This is a genomic window from Streptomyces lasalocidi, assembly GCF_005280215.1.
Lineage (GTDB): Bacteria > Actinomycetota > Actinomycetes > Streptomycetales > Streptomycetaceae > Streptomyces > Streptomyces longwoodensis.
Genome location: NZ_SZNQ01000001.1, coordinates 2,786,332 through 2,803,118, shown reverse-complemented (window position 1 = coordinate 2,803,118; position 16,787 = coordinate 2,786,332). Strand labels below are relative to the sequence as shown.

Here is a 16,787-nt window from a genome sequence, read left to right as displayed (position 1 = left end):
CGATCACTGCGCCTCCTCTCACCGGTACTCCGACAGCCGGCGCCCGATGCCGACGACCGCGCCCGCGGCCGCGAGGACGGCGAGCACGGCGGCACCGGCCGGCAGACCGGTCATGGCGTCCCGGCCGTCGCCGGCCGCCCGCAGGAACTCGCGCTGCTCGTGGGCGAGCGCCTGGTCGAGATGGCCGTCGACGCTGTCGAAGCACTCGCCGGTCGACCCCTTGGCGCCGATCACCAGCGCCAGCGCCTGCTGGTAGTTGCCGTTGTCGTCCTGGTCGCGGGCGGCGCCGTGCCGCTTGCGCCACTCCGTCATGTTGCCCTGCGCCGTGGTGACCGGCTGCCGGCCCGCGCGGTCGTCGGCCAGGGCGGCGGCCCGGTCCAGGCCCTTGGCGAGGACGGCCATGTCGGCGGAGAAGTCGTGGTCGTAGCGGTCGACCGTCCGTTCCTCGCCGTCCGCGGTCTCCTTCACCGTCTCGGCACCGCGGGCCACCAGGGTGAGGTTCTCGTTGCCGCGGGCCTTCAGGGAGGCGACGCGGGCGTCGTGCAGGACGTTCAGCGAGCGGACGCCGTGGTCGTAGGAGTCGTCCAGGCCCGCGCGGGCCACGCCGTGCCCGACGACCAGCCAGAGCAGGACGATCCCGGCGGCCGCCGTCGCCGCGACCAGGCCGTGGTTGAGCACCCGGTTCGTGCGGCGGTAGGTGCGGTGCTGGACCCAGGCCAGCGCGGCCAGCGCGAGGACGCCGAGCGCGATCGCCGCCCATGGGTAGGGCGTGGCGTCCGCGTAGTCGTCCTCCAGCCGCTGGTTCTCCTTCTGGTACAGGTCCTCGGCGGCCGGGAGCATCTCCTGCTGCATCTTCTGGTTGGCGTAGCGCAGGTAGGCGCCGCCGACCGGGAAGCCCTGCCGGTTGTAGGTGCGGGCGCGCTCGACCAGGCCCTTGTACTCCGGCAGCAGGGTGTTGAGCCGGGTGATCGACGCGGCCGCGGGGGAGCCGGGGTCGGAGCTCTCCGCGGCGGTGACGAGCCCGGCCGCCGCGGTGTCGATGTCCCGCTCGTAGCGCTCGCGGGTCCCGGCGCTCTCCTGGCCGCCCGACAGGAAGCCGCTGGAGGCGGCCGTGTTGGCGTCCGCGAGGGAGCGGTAGATGTCGGCCGCCGCCGAGCTGAGCGGCTGGCTCTTGTGCAGCACGTCGTCGGCGGCGGCCGCGCGGTCGGTGGTCTGCCAGGCGGCGACGGAGCCGAAGGCGAGCACCAGCAGGGCGAGCAGGGCGCCGATGACGCGCAGCCGGCCCGGCTCGGTGGTGGCGGCCGCCCGCAGCCGGTCCAGGCCCTCGGCGAACGCCGTACGGCGAGGCGGCGGCGGGGCCGCGGTGATCGTCGGCGTCATGGCCACTGCCTGACCTCCCCCATGGTCATGTCCCGCGGCAAGTATCGCTGCCGCGACCGGCGGTGCGAACCCCGCTTCACCGGATCCCGGTGCGATCGCGGCCCCCCTGTCCATGACGCGCAGAACGGGGGTTCGGTTCCTGGGGGAGGGGCGGCCCGCGCACCGACCGGGTGGGCGGGCCGGTGTCAGGGGCTGGTCAGGACCACCAGCCGCTGGGTGGCCCGGGTCATCGCCACGTAGCGGTCGACCGCGCCCCGCACGCCCCCGCCGAACCGCTGCGGGTCCACGAGGACCACCAGGTCGAACTCGAGCCCCTTGGACAGCTCGGGGGTGAGCGAGCGCACCCGGGCCGTCTCCCGGAACGCCGGGTCGCCGATCACGCACGCCACGCCCTCGTCGTGGTCGGCGAGCCAGGCGTCGAGGACGGCGTCCCGCTCGGCCACGGGGGCGTGCAGCACCGGAACGCCGGTGCGGCGCACGGACGTCGGCACGTTGGCGTCCGGCAGCGCGGCCCGGATCACCGGCTCGGCCTCGGCCATCACCTCCTGCGGGGTGCGGTAGTTGATGCCGAGGGAGGCCACCTCGACCCGGTCGAGCCCGACCCGCGCCAGCCGTTCCCGCCACGACTCGGTGAACCCCTGCCGGGCCTGCGCCCGGTCGCCGACCACGGTGAAGCTCCCGGACGGGCAGCGCAGCCGCAGCATCTGCCACTCGGCGTCGGTCAGTTCCTGCGCCTCGTCCACCACGACGTGCGCGAACGGGCCCGCCAGCAGGTCGGGTTCGGCGACCGGCGGCCCGTCCACCGGGACCAGGCTGTTCTGCAGGTCCTGCCCGGTCAGCATGGTCATCAGCATGCCCTGCCAGTCGTCGTCGCCGCGCTGCAGGTTCTCGGTGACCTGCGCCCGGTACGCGCGCTCGGCGGCGGCCTCGGCCTGCTGCCGGCGCCGGCGCCGGGACGCGCGCGGGTCGCCGAGCCGCTGCCGTGCCGCGTCCAGCAGCGGCAGGTCGGACACCGTCCACGCCTGCGGCTCGGCCCGCTGGAGCCGCCGCACCTCCTCGCGGGACAGCCACGGCGCGCACAGCCGCAGGTAGGCCGGCACCGACCACAGGTCCCCGACGAGGTCGGCCGCCTCCAGCAGCGGCCAGGCCCGGCCGAGGGCCGCGGTCAGCTGCCCGTCGGCCGCGAGGGCCCGGCGGAAGTGCTGCGGCGGGGCGTCGCCGCGGTAGCGGTCGTACAGGATCTCGACCAGCTTGTCCCACACCTGGTCGCGCCCCTCGTTGTGCGGGGTGCCCGGCTCGGGCGCGTCGAACGCCTCGGCCCAGTCCGCGGCGCTCAGCCGCAGTTCGAACCGGTCGACGGTGACCGTCAGCGGCTCGGTGGGCGGCTCCTCGTAGAACGCGACCGCCTTCTCGACGGCCCGCACCAGATCGGCGGACGCCTTCAGCCGGGCCACCTCCGGGTCGCCCTCCTCCGTCGCGGCGGCGCCCTCGGGCACCAGGTCCCGCAGGAGGCAGGTCTGCACGCCCTCCTCGCCGAGGCTGGGCAGCACGTCGGAGACGTAGGTCAGGTACGGCCGGTGCGGGCCGACGAAGAGCACCCCGCCCTTGCGGTGCCCGAGGCGCGGGTCGGAATAGAGCAGGTGGGCGGTGCGGTGCAGGGCGACGACGGTCTTGCCCGTGCCGGGGCCGCCGTCGACGACGAGGGCGCCGCGGGACCCGGCCCGGATGATGGCGTCCTGGTCGGCCTGGATGGTGGCCAGCACGTCCCGCATGCGCTCGGAGCGGTGGCCGCCCAGGCTCGCCACGAACGCCGACTGGTCGTCCAGCGCGGCGCGTCCGTCCAGGCCGTCGGCGGTGAACACCTCGTCCCAGTAGTCGGTGATCCGGCCGCCGGTCCAGCGGTAGCGGCGGCGGCTGGCCAGGCCCATGGGCCGGGCGTGGGTGGCCGCGAAGAACGGCTCGGCCGCCGGGGAGCGCCAGTCGATCAGCAGCCGGCGGCCGTGGCCGTCGGTCAGGCCGAGCCGTCCCACGTACAGCGGCTCGTCGGGCCGGTCCGCCGGGACCATCCGGCCCAGGCACAGGTCGAGGCCGAAGCGGCGCAGGGTGCGCAGCCGGGCGCTGAGCCGGTGCACCTCCAGGTCGCGGTCCATCGCCTGCTGCCCGCTGCCGCCGGGGTTCTTCAGCTCGGCCTCGAGCCGCTCGGACAGCTCGGCGATCGTCTCCTCCAGGCTCCGGGCGACGTCCGCGAAGTGCCGCTCGTCAGCGGCGATCAGCGCCGGATCGGCCTTGGCGGAGAGCCGGTCGGGGAGGTCGAACGGCCCCTGCCCCCGCTGGTCCGCGTGTCCCGACCGTTCCGACCGAAGCGCGCACACGTCGTGAGTCCCTCATTTCCGCAGGATCTGGCCGGATTCGGCCCCAAGACCTGCGATTGTGCGGTACGAGGGGGGCCTTGCCGCAAGCCCCCCGGTGCGCTATACGTTGAGAGTGGCGAGGAGTCGGTGACACTCCTCGCTTTTCCTGTTCCGTCACGCCGCGAAGTGCGCCCGCAGCCGCTCCTGCGTCGGGGCGTCGGCCCCCACCCGGTCCAGGCCCAGCAGCGCCGCGCCCAGCACCGGCCGGGCCCGCACCACGCGCGCCGTCGCCTTCGGGGCGCGGGCCGCCAGCCGCTCCCGTACCCCGTCGTCCAGCTGTGCGTGGCCGGCGGTGAGGACGCCGCCGCCCAGCAGGACCGGGGCCTCCTCCGCCAGCAGGTCCAGGCGGGTGAGGGCCACCGTCGCCAGCGCGACCACCTCCTCGGCCAGGCGGTCGACGATGCCCCGGGCGACCGCGTCCCCGGCGGCGGCCGTCGCGAACAGCACCGGCGTGAGCTCGTGGCGCCGGTGCGGCGCGAGGCGCTCCAGGTGCAGCGCCTCGATCAGGTCGTACATGGTGCGCAGGCCGAAGTACGCGGGCAGGGTGCGCGCCAGGTCGGTGGGCGCGCCCCGGCCGTCCTCCGCGCGCGCCGCGCTCCACAGGGCCTCCTCGGCGAGGCCCCAGCCGCCGCCCCAGTCGCCGGAGATGCGCCCGATGGCGGGGAAGCGGGCCGTGCGCCCGTCGGGGCGCATGCCGACGCAGTTGATGCCGGCGCCGCACACCACGGCGACCCCGCGCGGCTCGGCCACGCCGGCCCGCAGGATCGCGAAGGTGTCGTTGCGGACCTCCACCGTGTCGCCCCACGCGCGCGCGTGCAGCGCGGCGGCCAGCTGCTCCTCCTCGACCGGCAGGTCCGCGTTGGCCAGACAGGCCGACACGTGCGCGACCGCGTCCACGCCCGCCGCCTCGTACGCGCGCGAGACGGTCGCGGCCAGCGCCCCGACGGCCGCCGCGACGCCCACGGCGGGCGGCCGGAAGCCGCCGCCGCGGGCCGTTGCCAGGACCTGTCCGTCGGCCGCCACCACCGCGACGTCGGTCTTGCTGTTGCCCGCGTCGATGGCGAGGACACTTGCGGTCAGGCCCACGCGAGGTGCTCCCGGTTGTGTGCGATCAGTTCGTCGGCGAGGCGGTCGGCGTACGCGTGCTGCCCGATCAGGGGGTGCGCGAGCAGCGCGCGGACCACCCGGTCGCGCCCGCCGCGCAGCGCCGCCTCCAGTGCCAGGTCCTCGTACGCGGTCACGTGCGCCATGAGGCCCGCGTACAGCGGGTCCACGCGCGGCACGGGCAGCGGGGAGGCGCCCTGCGCGCCGACGGCGGCCTGCACCTCGATCACCGCGTCCGCGGGCAGGAAGGGCAGTGTGCCCTGGTTGTAGGTGTTCACCACCTGGTAGGGGCTGCCGCCCCCGCCGAGCAGCGCCGCCGCCAGGTCCACGGCCGCCTCCGAGTAGAAGGCCCCGCCCCGCCGCGCCAGCAGCTCCGGCTTCTCGTCCAGCGCGGGATCGCCGTACATCTCCAGCAGCTCCCGCTCCATGGCGGCCACTTCGGCGGCCCGGGGCGGCTTGGTGCGCTGCTCCTCGACGACCTCGTCGTGGGCGTAGAAGTAGCGCAGGTAGTACGACGGGACGACGCCGAGCCGGTCGAGCAGCGACCGGGGCAGGCGCAGGTCGGCCGCGATCGCCTCGGCGTGGCCGGCCAGCAGCTTGGGCAGGACGTCCTCGCCCTCGGGGCCGCCGAGGCGCACGCCCGTCTCCCACGTCAGGTGGTTCAGGCCCACGTGGTCCAGGTGCACCTGCGCCGGGGCCACCCCGAGCAGCGCCGCGAACTTGCGCTGGAAGCCGATGGCCACGTTGCACAGCCCGACCGAGCGGTGGCCGGCCTTCAGCAGGGCCCGGGTGACGATGCCGACCGGGTTGGTGAAGTCGATGATCCAGGCCCGCGGGTTGGCGCGGCGGACCCGCTCGGCGATGTCGAGGACGACCGGGACGGTGCGCAGCGCCTTGGCGAGGCCGCCCGCGCCGGTCGTCTCCTGCCCGACGCAGCCGCACTCCAGGGGCCAGGTCTCGTCCTGTTCCCGGGCGGCCTGGCCGCCGACGCGCAGCTGCAGCAGCACCGCGTCGGCGCCGTCCACGCCCGCGTCCAGGTCGGTCGTGGTGACGATCCGGCCGTCGTGGCCCTGCTTGGCGAAGATGCGCCGGGCCAGGCCGCCGACCAGTTCGAGCCGGTCGGCGGCCGGGTCGACCAGCACGAGTTCCTCGACGGGCAGGGTGTCCCTGAGACGGGCGAAGCCGTCGACGAGTTCGGGGGTGTAGGTCGAGCCTCCGCCGACCACGGTGAGTTTCATATCCGGATCAACCCTTCACTCCGGTCAGCGTGACGCCCTCGACGAACGCCTTCTGCGCGAAGAAGAACACGAGGATCACGGGGGCCATGACCAGCACGGTGGCGGCCATGGTGAGGTTCCAGTCGGTGTGGTGCATGCCCTTGAAGGACTCCAGGCCGTAGGACAGCGTCCAGGCGCCGGGGTTCTCCGAGGCGTAGATCTGCGGCCCGAAGTAGTCGTTCCAGGCGTAGAAGAACTGGAACAGGGCCACCGCGGCGATGCCGGGCTTCGCCATCGGGACGATCACCCGCAGCAGGGTGCGCAGGTCGCCGCAGCCGTCGACCCTGGCGGCGTCGACGTACTCGTTGGGGATGGTCGTCAGGAACTGCCGCAGCAGGAAGATGGAGAACGCGTCGCCGAACGCCATCGGCACGATCAGCGGCCACAGCGTGCCCGACAGGTCCAGCTGCTTCGCCCAGAACAGGTACATCGGGATGACGACCACCTGCGGCGGCAGCATCATCATCGAGATGACCAGCATCAGCGCCAGGTTGCGGCCGCGGAAGCGGAACTTGGCGAGCGCGTAGGCCACCGGCAGCGAGGAGACGACCGTGAGGACGGTCCCCAGCCCCGCGTACAGCAGGGTGTTGCGCCACCAGGTCAGGAAGCCCGGGGTGTCCAGCACCCGCCGGTAGTTGTCCCACTCCCACGGGTGCGGGAGCAGGTCGCGGCTGAGCGCCTGGCTGTCGCTCATCAGCGAGGTCAGCAGGACGAACACGAACGGCAGGGTGAAGAACAGCGCGGCCGCGACGCCCAGCGCGTGCACGGCGATCCACTCCAGCAGCGCCCTGCGCCGGGCGGTGCGCCGCGCGTCGGGCGCCGGGGTGGCCGACGCGACGGGTTTGTCCAGTACTTGGGCCATGCGTCAGTCACCTGCCTGGATGAGCCCGCCCCGGCGCCGCATCAGCAACGCGGTGAACGCCATCGACAGGGCGAAGAGGACCAGGGCCACCACGCACGCCGAGCCGTAGTCGAAGCGCTGGAAGCCGAGGTTGTAGACGAGCTGGGGGAGGGTGAGCGTGGAGTGCTCCGGGTAGCCGGGCTCGAACATGGTGCCCGCGCCCTGGATGACCCCCGAGGCGACCTTTCCGGCCACCAGGGGCTGCGTGTAGTACTGCATGGCCTGGATCACGCCCGTGACCACGGCGAACATCACGATCGGCGAGATGTTCGGCAGCGTCACGTAGCGGAACCGCTGCCACGCCGAGGCCCCGTCCAGCTCGGCGGCCTCGTACTGCTCGCGGGGCACGTCGAGCAGCGCGGCCATGAAGATGACCATGAGGTCGCCGATGCCCCACAGGGCGAGCAGGGTCAGCGCCGGCTTGGACCAGGTGGGGTCGTTGAACCAGCCGGGCGCCGGCAGACCCACCTTCTCCAGGATCGAGTTGACCGGTCCGGTCCCGGGGTTGAGCAGGAAGGCGAACGCCATGGTGGCCGCCACCGGCGGGGCGAGGTACGGCAGGTAGAACAGCGTGCGGAAGACGCCCGTGCCGGTCTTGATCCGGGTGATCAGCAGGCCCACGCCCAGGCCGAACAGCACCCGCAGCGTGACCATCACCAGGACCAGCCAGAGCGTGTTGCGCAGCGCCGGCCAGAAGAAGGGGTAGTGCTCGAAGACGTACGTCCAGTTCTTCGTGCCGCTCCACGTCGGCGGCCGGAAGCCGTCGTAGTGCATGAACGAGAAGTAGACGGTCGACAGAAGCGGGTAGGCGAAGAAGACCGCGAAACCGATCAGCCAGGGCGACAGGAAGGCGATCGTCCGCAGGGCCGCGCGGCGGCGCTTGGCGGCGAGGGTGACGGTGCTCATGGCGGCGGGCCCCCGGGCTACTTCGCCTGCGCGATGTCCGTGTCGATCTGCGCGGCGGCCTTCTTCAGGCCGGCCCGCAGGTCGGTGACCTTGCCGCTCTCGTAGTCGTAGCCGAGCTGCTGGATCGTGGTGAGGTACACGCCGCCGTTGACGGTCGCGGGGGACGTCGTGGAGTGCGGGTTCGCCGCGATGTCCAGGAACGTCTTGAAGCGCGGGTCGTACTTCAGGTCCGGGGACTTCAGGGCGGCGAGCGTGGACGGCACGTTGTGGATGGCGTTGGAGAAGCCCACCACCGCGCTCGTGTCGGTGGTCATGTACTTCACCAGCTCCCAGGCCGCGTTCTGCTTGTGGCTGGTGGCCGCGATGCCCGCGATGGTGCCGGTGATGTAGCCCTTGCCGTACTCGCCGGCCCGGTCGTCCGGGACGGGCAGCGGGGCGACGCCGATCTCGAAGCCGGGCTTGGCCTCCTCGGCCATGCCCAGCCGCCACTCGCCGTCGAGCTGCATGGCGACCTGGCCGGTGTGGAAGGGGTGCTTGGGTCCCCACTCGTCGCCGAGCCCGGAGCGGAACTTCTCCAGCTTCCTGAACCCGCCGAGCGAGTCGACCAGGTTCTTCTGCATCGTGAAGGCGGCGGCCACGGAAGGGTCGGTGGCCAGGGTCGACTTGCCGTCCTGGTCGAAGTAGGTGGGCGAGAACTGGCCCAGGTAGTGCTCGGTGGTGCTCTCCCAGCCGTGGTAGTTCGGCATGAAGCCCAGCTGCTTGAAGCCGTCGCCCTGCGGGACCGTCAGCTTCTTGGCGTCCGCCGCGAACTCCGACCAGGTCTTCGGCGGCGCGGCGATGCCCGCCTTCCGGAACGCCGTCTTGTTGTAGTAGAGGCCGTAGGCGTCGCCCAGCAGCGGGACGGTGCAGCGGTTCCCGTCGTACTGGGTGTACTCGTTCATCGCCTTCGGGAACGTCGTCTCCGGGTCGATCTGCGCCTTCTTGAAGAAGGGGTTCAGGTCGACCAGCGCGCCGGAGGAGCAGAACTTGCCCACGTTGTTGGTGGTGAACGAGGAGATCACGTCGGGCGCCTTGCTGCCGCCCGCCCGCAGCGCCTGGTTGATCTTGTCGTCCGTCATGTTGCCGACGACGGTCACGTGGACGTTGGGGTGGGTCTTCTCGAAGCCGGCGACCAGGTTCTTGACGGCCTCGACCTCGTTCGGCGCGCTCCAGGCGTGCCAGAAGGTGAGGGTCGTCTCCTTGGAGGCGTCGTCGTCGGCGCCGGCCGAGGACTGGCCGGTGCAGGCGGTGGCGCACAGGGCCAGCGCCGTGGCGGCACTCAGGGCGAAGGCCGCTTTCCGGGCGGCTCGGGGCAGGGTTCGGGGCATGACGGGACCTCCCGGTGGCGGGCGAGGACGAGGGAAGAAGAGCGAGGGACGGCAGGTGCGGGGGCTGGGGGCCGGTGACGGGTCAGCGCGAGGTGTCGAAGACCTCGTCCCGGGTGGCCGCCAGCGCGCTCTCCAGCGCGCCGCGCAGCACGGGGTGTTCCTGGACGTCGCCGACGACGAGCTTCGGCCGGGACGCGGCCAGTTCCTCCAGTTCGGCCTGGACGAGGGCGCGCAGCACCTCGCCGCCGGCGGTCAGCGAGGCGCCGGACAGGACGACGAGTTCGGGGTCGAGGACGGAGACCAGCGAGGCCAGACCGGTCGCCAGCCGGGTCGCGTAGGTCCGCAGCAGCTGCCGGTGCGCGGCGGTGTCCTCGGCGGCGGCGCGGGCCACCAGGGCGGCGGCCGCCCCGGCGTACGGCCCGGACGGCACGTCGTCCAGGCCGAGTTCGCGGGCCAGGCGAGGCAGCGCCTGGGAGCCGGCCAGCTCCTGGTAGCCGCCGCTGTTGGCCTTGGTGACGTGCCGGACCAGCGGGGCGCCCGGGACCGGCAGGAAGCCCACCTCTCCCGCGCCGCCGGTCCAGCCGCGGTGCAGCCGGCCGCCGAGGACCAGGGCGGCGCCGAGGCCCTCCTGGTTCCACAGCAGGACGAAGTCCTCGTGGCCGCGGGCCGCGCCGAGCCGCTGTTCGGCGAGCGCGACCAGGTTGACGTCGTTCTCGTACTCCACCGGCACCGGCAGGGCCGCCGCCAGGTCGTCCAGCAGGCTGGGGGAGTGCCAGCCGGGCAGGTGGGAGGCGTAGCGCAGCCGGCCGGTGCCCGGGTCGAACGCGCCGGGCGTGCCCACCACGATCCGGCGCACGTCGTCCCGGGCGAGCCCGGCGGCCTTCACCGCGCCGTCGAGCGCGTCGGTGACCTGCCGTACGACAGACCCGGCGGCGCGCCGGCCCGGCGTGGGTACCTCGTGGGTGGCCACCGTGCGGCCGGTGATGTCGGCGACGGCGGCCAGCACCCGGTCCGGGGTGACGTCGAGCCCGGCGACGTGGGCGGCGGCCGGGTTGACCTCGTACAGCTGGGCGCTGGGGCCCGGCCGGCCCTCGCTGGTGCCGGTCGCCAGGACCAGCCCGGCGGCCTCCAGGCGGGCCAGCAGCTGGGAGGCGGTCGGCTTGGACAGGCCGGTGAGCTTGCCGATCCGGGTGCGCGACAGCGGTCCGTGCTCCAGCAGGAGGTCGAGCGCGGCACGGTCGTTCATGGCGCGCAGGACGCGCGGGGTGCCCGGCGTACCGGCGGTTCCTGCCATGGGTCTCGACACCTGCCTCTCCGGCCGCCCAGCTTCCCAGCGAGCCGGTCGCACCGTCCAGTCGTGATCACCGGCCGACGGTCCGCCGGTCGGAGATCACTGTTAGGAAAGTTTCCTATCGGGGTGGGAGGAACGTAAGCCCCGGGCGAAGAGGGCGTCAATAGGCGACGCCCCCGAGGAGACGGAGTCGTTACCTCGGGGGCGTGCGGAAGGCGGGGTGCGCCGGCGGGCGCCGGCTACTTGGCGGGCGGCGCCGGGCGCTGGGGGGTGATCGGGGCGGTCGCCGCCACCTGTGGCGAGTCGGCGTTGGCGTACACCGACGGCGCGGCCATCGCGGCCGCCGGGTCCGCGGCGGCGGCCTCGGCGTCCTCCACCGACGTCGCACCGCCCACGATGCGGATGTCCGCCGCGTCGAAGGCGCGCTTGATGCGCCAGCGCAGCTCGCGCTCCACCGCCACCGACTTGCCCGGCATCGTCTTCGCCGAGACCCGCAGCACCATGGAGTCGATCAGCACCGAGTCCAGGCCGAGCACCTCCACCGGGCTCCACAGGAACTCGTTCCAGGGCTCTTCCTTGCTCATCTTCTCGGCGACCTCGGCCAGCGTCGCCCGCAGCCGGTCCAGGTCCTCGCTCGCCTTCACGGTCACGTCCACCCCGGCCGTGGCCCAGCCCTGCGAGAGGTTGCCGATCCGCTTGACCTCACCGTTGCGGACGTACCAGATCTCACCGCTGTCGCCGCGCAGCTTGGTCACGCGCAGCCCGACCTCGATCACCTCACCGGAGGCCACGCCCGCGTCGATCGTGTCGCCGACGCCGTACTGGTCCTCCAGGATCATGAACACGCCGGACAGGAAGTCCGTGACCAGGTTGCGGGCGCCGAAACCGATCGCCACGCCCGCGACACCGGCCGAGGCCAGCAGCGGCGCCAGGTTGATCCTGAAGGTGGACAGCACCATCAGCGCGGCCGTGCCGAGGATCAGGAAGCTCGTCACCGAGCGCAGCACCGAACCGATCGCCGCCGAGCGCTGCCGGCGCCGCTCGGCGTTGACCAGCAGCCCGCCCAGGCCGCTGCCGTCCATGCTCTGCGGGGTGCGGCCCATCCGGTCGATCAGCTGGGTGATGGCCCGCCGCACCACCGCCCGCAGCGCCACCGCGACGACCACGACCAGCAGGATCTGCAGCCCCATCGCCAGCCAGGTCGACCAGTTCTGCTCGACCCACCCGGCCGCGTTCGCCGCGCTCTCGTGCGCGTCCTGGAGCGTGGGCACCGACACCGCCGGCGACTGGGAGGGCGTCGGCGTCGGCGACGGACCGGCGGCCAGCCGGAAGACCGACGCGGACGACGCGGACGACGCGGACGACGCGGACGACGCGAGGGACGCGTACGACGCGACAACGGACACGGCAGGAACCTCCAGGTGCGGTCCACCCGGCCGGTACGGCGGTCAGGGTCGTCGAGGTCACGGAAAGGTCACCGGACGGGCAGGCCCACCACACTAACGGGGCATCGTGTGCGGGTCCGACGGGTGCGCCGCGGAGGGACCGTGCTCACCTGGGCTTGGACCCCGGCCGGTGCGGGGGATGCTCCGGGTGTGGTCGAAAACACTCCCGGCCCGTTACCGGGACATGGTGGCGCGTTCACCAGGCATGAGGGGAGACTGAAGCAGATCGTCCCGGCGCGAGCCACGCGCCGCCGGCGTACAAGGAGGCATCCGTGCCGCACGTCCTGGTCCTCAACGCGTCGTACGAGCCGCTCGGCGTCGTACCGCTCCGCCGCGCGCTCGTCCTCGTCCTCGAGAACAAGGCCGTCTGCCTCGAGGAGTCCGGCGCCTTCCTGCACAGCGCGACCGTCACAGTCCCCGCACCCAGCGTGGTCCGGCTCAAGCGATTCGTACGGGTTCCCTACCGGGGGCCCGTTCCTCTGACCCGCCGGGCGCTGTTCGCCCGCGACGGGGGCCGGTGCATGTACTGCGGTGGCGTCGCAACCAGCGTCGACCACGTCATCCCGCGCAGCCGCGGGGGCAAGCACGTCTGGGACAACGTGGTGGCGTCCTGCCGCCGCTGCAACCACGTGAAGGCCGACCGCCACCTCGTGGAACTCGGCTGGCGGCTGCGCCACAAACCCGCCCCGCCCACCGGTCTGGCCTGGCGCATCATCGGCACCGGCCACAGGGACCCGCGCTGGCTGCCCTACCTCCAGCCCTACGGCGCGGACGACGCACTGGCCCGGATCGACGGCATCTCCGCCTGACGGTCCGGGTCTTCGCGTCCCCGGCCCGGAGGCCGCCCACGGCCCCGGGCCGAGCTGCCGTGCGCGCGACGGGGCGGAAGGGTCGTGCGGGTCTCCGGGGCGTGCGGTCGTGCGCGTGACGGGGCCGAGGGATCGTGCGGGCCTCCGGGGCGAGCGGTCGTGCGCCCCTCCGGGCGACTCCGGGCCGAACCGTCGTGCGCGCCCGGGGCCGGGTGGCCGTGCCTGCCCCCGAATCGGCCGGTCGCGCGCGCCGCGCCACCCGCCCCCGCGTTGGGCCGAAATGCCGGTCGTGTTCCCCCGCGGACGTCTGCCTCCGCGTCCACTGGGTAGGGCTGCGATAGCCCCTTACGACGCCCTACCCCGAGGAGGTCACGTGGCCGTGTCGGCCCGCCCCCTGATCCCGGCCCCTTCGAAACCCCCGGCGGAGTCCCCCTCCGCCGCACCCCAGGAAGGCGCCTCCAGCGCCGAGGGCGCCCTCGCCGAGGCCCCGCTGACCAGCGAGCCCCCGCTGCCCGACGCCGAACCCCTCACCAGCGAACCGCCGCTCGCCGCCGCGGACCCCGACTCCACGAGGCCGTAGATGACCGCACCCCGTGAGGAAGCCGCCCACCACCAGCCCCCCGGCGAGGAGCTGTCCCGGCTCGCCGAGCTGCACGGCGTGGCCACCTCCTACAGCCCGTCCCCGGACCGCACCGTCCCCGCCACCGCCACGGCCGTCACCCGCGCCCTGGCCGCCCTGGGCGTCGACGCGAGCACCCCGCAGGCCCTGCGGACCGCCCTCGCCGACCGCGAACGCCACCTGCGTGAACGGCTCCTGCCGCCGACCGTGGTCGCCTGGAGCGGCAGCCCCGTGCCCGCGCTCACCGCCCTGCCCGACGGGACCCGGCTGCACGTCACCACCGAGGAGGGCGCGACCCGCACCTCCCTGGACGGTCTCCCGCCCGGCGTGCACGAGCTGACCGCCACCGCGCCCGACGGCCGCACCGCCCGCTCCCACCTCGTCGTCGCCCCGCCCCGGCTGCCCTCCGTGCCGGGACGCTCCCACGGCCTGCTGGTCCAGCTGTACTCCCTGCTGTCCTCCCGCTCCTGGGGCATGGGCGACCTCGGCGACCTCGCCGAGCTCACCGGCTGGGCCGGCCGGGACCTCGGCGTCGGCTTCGTCCAGGTCAACCCGCTGCACGCGGCCGTGCCCGGCACCCCCACCGACCCCTCCCCGTACCGCCCCTCCTCCCGCCGCTTCCCCGACCCGGTGCACCTGCGCGTCGAGGACGTCCCCGAGTACGCCTACGCCGAGGACCAGGAGACCCTGCGCTCCCTGCGCGAGCGGGCGGCCCGGCTGCGCGCCGCCGTCCTGGAGAAGGGCGAACTGATCGACCGGGACGCCGTGTGGGACCTCAAGCGCCAGGCCCTGGAGCTGGTCGCGCGCGTCCCCCTCGGCCCCGGCCGGCACGCCGCCTACCGGGCCTTCCTCGCCGAACAGGGCCAGGTCCTGGAGGACCACGCCACCTGGTACGCCCTCGCCGAGGTGCACGGCTCCGACTGGACCCGCTGGCCCGAGGGCCTGCGCGACCCGCGCTCCACCGAGACCGCCCGCGCCCGCACCGAGCTGCGGGACCGGGTCGACTTCCACAGCCGGCTCGCCTGGCTCACCGACACTCAGCTCACCGACGCCCAGCGCGCCGCGCGCGAGGCCGGGATGGCGGTCGGCATCGTGCACGACCTCGCCGTCGGCGTGCACCCCGAGGGCGCCGACACCTGGGCGCAGCAGGAGTACTTCGCGGCCGGCATGTCCGTCGGCGCGCCCCCGGACGCCTTCAACGCCCGCGGCCAGGACTGGGGCCTGCCGCCCTGGCGCCCCGACCGCCTCGCCGCCTGCGGGTACGCGCCCTACCGCTCCCTCTTGCGCGCCCTGTTCCGCTCGGCCGGCGCCCTGCGCATCGACCACGTCATGGGCCTGTTCCGGCTCTGGTGGGTCCCCCAGGGCGAACCCCCGACCCAGGGCACCTACGTCCGCTACGACGCCGAGGCCATGCTCGCCGTCCTGGTCCTGGAGGCGTCCCGGGCCGGGGCCATGGTGATCGGCGAGGACCTCGGCACGGTCGAGCCGGGCGTGCGCGAGCGGCTGCGCGAGCGCGGGGTGCTCGGCACCTCGGTGCTGTGGTTCGAACGCGACTGGACCGGCGACGGCCGCCCGCTGCCGCCGGAGAGCTGGCGCGCCGACTGCCTCGCCACCGCCACCACCCATGACCTCCCGCCCACCGCGGCCCGCCTCACCGGCGAGCACGTCGAGCTCCGCGACCGCCTGGGCCTGCTCACCCGCCCCCTCGACGTCGAACGCGCCGAGGCCGCCGCCGACACCGCCGAGTGGCGGGAGGAGCTGGCCCGCCTCGGCCTGCTCACCGGCTCCGGCGGGAGCGGCTCCTCGGAGGAGGACGAGGTGCAGGCCGTCCACCGGTTCCTGCTGCGCACCCCGGCCCACATGGTCGGCGTCTGGCTCCCGGACGGCGTCGGCGACCGCCGTCCGCAGAACCTGCCCGGCACCTGGGACCAGTACCCGAACTGGCGGCTGCCCGTCGCCGACGCGGAGGGCCGGCCCGTCACGCTGGAGGAGGTGGCGGCCTCACCCCGGATGCGGGCGCTGATGGAGGTGCTGAGGAGCCGGGGCGAGGACGCTCCTCCCGCCGGCGGATGAGACCCGCGGGGAAGGGGTGCGCCGGCCCCCGCACGGCCGCCCGGGCGCCCTCATACGGCACCCCGGGCGCGCACCCCTTCCACCGGTTCGCTAACTTGGGCGTCGTGGACAAGAAGAACGCCCTGCGCGCCGGCGCCCTGGCTGCCGGTACGACGCTGATGATGCTGCTCATGTCGTCCCCCGCGCTCGCGCTGACGCGCGACGACGGTGACGACCCCGGTCCGGGCCTGAGCGTCATCGAGACGCTGGGCCTCTACGTCGTGGCCCCGCTCGTACTGTTCGGGGTCATCACCGGCCTGGTCATGGTCCTGGACAAGTCGCACCGCGCCAAGGACACCACCAGCTCCAACATCGACACCCGGGCCGACGCCAAGGCCTGACGCGGAGCGTCCGTCCGCCGCACTCCACCGAGGGCGCCGCCCCCGCCGCCGTACGCGCACACCACGCCGTACGACGACGGGGGCGGCGCCCTTGCCGTCGTGCCCGCCGTGCGGCGCGGGGACGCGGCCCGGACCGGTCAGGGGTTGGGTGCCGTCAGGTACCGCTGCACGGTGGGTGCCAGCCACGCCACGATCTCCCGGCGGTGCAGCGCGGCGGCGGGCGCGAGGCGCAGGACGTAGCGGGCGAGGGCGAGGCCGAGGAGCTGCGACGCGGAGAGCGCGGCGCGCGTCGCGACCTGCTCGGGGTCGGGGCAGACGGCCCGGGCGACGGGCAGCAACTGGTCGCGGAAGATGTCCTGCACCCGCTCGGCGCCGGCCTGATTGGTGACGCCGACCCGCAGCAGCGCGGTGAGCACCTCGTTGCTCTCCCACAGGTCGAGGAAGTGGGTGACCAGGGCCTCGCCGACCTCGTGCCGGGGGACCGCGCCGAGGTCGGGCAGCTTGAGGTCGACGGCGACGGCCGCCGCGAACAGGCCCTCCTTGCTGCCGTAGTAGCGCATCACCATCGAGGGATCGATGCGTGCGTCCCGGGCGATGGCCCGAATGGTGGCCCGCTCGTACCCGTCGGCGGCGAACCGCTCGCGGGCGGCGTGCAGGATCGCGGTGCGGGTGGCGTCGGAGCGGCGGGGCGACACGGTGCGGTCTGGCATGCCAACGAGCGTAGGCCAACGAGCGTGGGCAAACCAGTGTTGGCTGCATTTCGGCCACTTGGCCGTGCGGTGCGGTGCGAACAAATGTTGGCCAACACGTGTAGGCCAACGGAT

Annotated in this window: 14 protein-coding genes; 4 read left to right on the top strand and 10 right to left on the bottom strand. The window is 73.9% G+C overall.

The genetic code is table 11. From position 1 onward, the window contains the following. Positions 1 to 18: 18 nt before the first annotated feature. The 9 genes from E4U91_RS12425 to E4U91_RS12385 all read right to left on the bottom strand — a co-directional run bounded on the left by E4U91_RS12425 (position 19) and on the right by E4U91_RS12385 (position 11,962). Entirely contained in the window at positions 19 to 1,380 is a 1,362-nt protein-coding gene (locus tag E4U91_RS12425; protein WP_137306910.1) for a hypothetical protein, read from the bottom strand. 185 nt (positions 1,381 to 1,565) lie between these two features. Beyond that, positions 1,566 to 3,752, bottom strand: a complete 2,187-nt coding sequence (helR, locus tag E4U91_RS12420; protein WP_137306909.1) for an RNA polymerase recycling motor ATPase HelR — start codon at positions 3,750 to 3,752, stop codon at positions 1,566 to 1,568. Positions 3,753 to 3,905: 153 nt separating this feature from the next. Next, entirely contained in the window at positions 3,906 to 4,877 is a 972-nt protein-coding gene (locus E4U91_RS12415) for an N-acetylglucosamine kinase (protein WP_137306908.1), read from the bottom strand. Further along, positions 4,868 to 6,133, bottom strand: a complete 1,266-nt coding sequence (locus tag E4U91_RS12410; protein WP_137306907.1) for a 6-phospho-beta-glucosidase — start codon at positions 6,131 to 6,133, stop codon at positions 4,868 to 4,870. Before E4U91_RS12410 ends, E4U91_RS12415 begins: the two co-directional genes overlap by 10 nt. Positions 6,134 to 6,140: 7 nt before the next feature. After that, positions 6,141 to 7,034 carry a carbohydrate ABC transporter permease gene (locus E4U91_RS12405; protein WP_137306906.1) on the bottom strand — a complete coding sequence of 298 codons (894 nt, stop codon included), beginning with the start codon at positions 7,032 to 7,034 and terminating at the stop codon, positions 6,141 to 6,143. A 3-nt stretch (positions 7,035 to 7,037) separates the two neighbouring features. Further along, the gene (locus E4U91_RS12400) at positions 7,038 to 7,979 is read right to left on the bottom strand and encodes a carbohydrate ABC transporter permease (protein WP_137306905.1); all 942 of its coding nucleotides are present in this window, start codon (positions 7,977 to 7,979) and stop codon (positions 7,038 to 7,040) included. Positions 7,980 to 7,996: 17 nt separating this feature from the next. Then, positions 7,997 to 9,346, bottom strand: a complete 1,350-nt coding sequence (locus E4U91_RS12395; RefSeq protein ID WP_137306904.1) for an ABC transporter substrate-binding protein — start codon at positions 9,344 to 9,346, stop codon at positions 7,997 to 7,999. A gap of 82 nt (positions 9,347 to 9,428) precedes the next feature. Then, entirely contained in the window at positions 9,429 to 10,640 is a 1,212-nt protein-coding gene (locus tag E4U91_RS12390) for an ROK family transcriptional regulator (RefSeq protein ID WP_137306903.1), read from the bottom strand. Between the two features lie 236 nt (positions 10,641 to 10,876). Continuing rightward, positions 10,877 to 11,962, bottom strand: a complete 1,086-nt coding sequence (locus E4U91_RS12385; RefSeq protein ID WP_137310787.1) for a mechanosensitive ion channel family protein — start codon at positions 11,960 to 11,962, stop codon at positions 10,877 to 10,879. Positions 11,963 to 12,354: 392 nt separating this feature from the next. Here E4U91_RS12385 and E4U91_RS12375 point away from each other — a divergent pair, with 392 nt between their 5' ends. The 4 genes from E4U91_RS12375 (at position 12,355) to E4U91_RS12360 (ending at position 15,963) form a co-directional block, all read left to right on the top strand. Next, positions 12,355 to 12,891, top strand: coding sequence for an HNH endonuclease (locus tag E4U91_RS12375; protein ID WP_067236479.1), 537 nt, complete (start codon positions 12,355 to 12,357; stop codon positions 12,889 to 12,891). A 373-nt stretch (positions 12,892 to 13,264) separates the two neighbouring features. Further along, entirely contained in the window at positions 13,265 to 13,471 is a 207-nt protein-coding gene (locus E4U91_RS12370; RefSeq protein ID WP_137306902.1) for a hypothetical protein, read from the top strand. Next, complete coding sequence (gene malQ / locus E4U91_RS12365) at positions 13,472 to 15,583, top strand: 4-alpha-glucanotransferase (protein ID WP_137306901.1); 2,112 nt, start codon at positions 13,472 to 13,474, stop codon at positions 15,581 to 15,583. Positions 15,584 to 15,687: 104 nt separating this feature from the next. Further along, positions 15,688 to 15,963: a hypothetical protein gene (locus E4U91_RS12360; RefSeq protein ID WP_067236607.1), complete on the top strand. Its 276-nt coding sequence runs from the start codon at positions 15,688 to 15,690 to the stop codon at positions 15,961 to 15,963. A 137-nt stretch (positions 15,964 to 16,100) separates the two neighbouring features. Here the strand turns inward: E4U91_RS12360 and E4U91_RS12355 are convergent, their stop codons facing one another. Next, complete coding sequence (locus E4U91_RS12355) at positions 16,101 to 16,673, bottom strand: TetR/AcrR family transcriptional regulator (RefSeq protein ID WP_137306900.1); 573 nt, start codon at positions 16,671 to 16,673, stop codon at positions 16,101 to 16,103. Positions 16,674 to 16,787 lie beyond the last annotated feature (114 nt).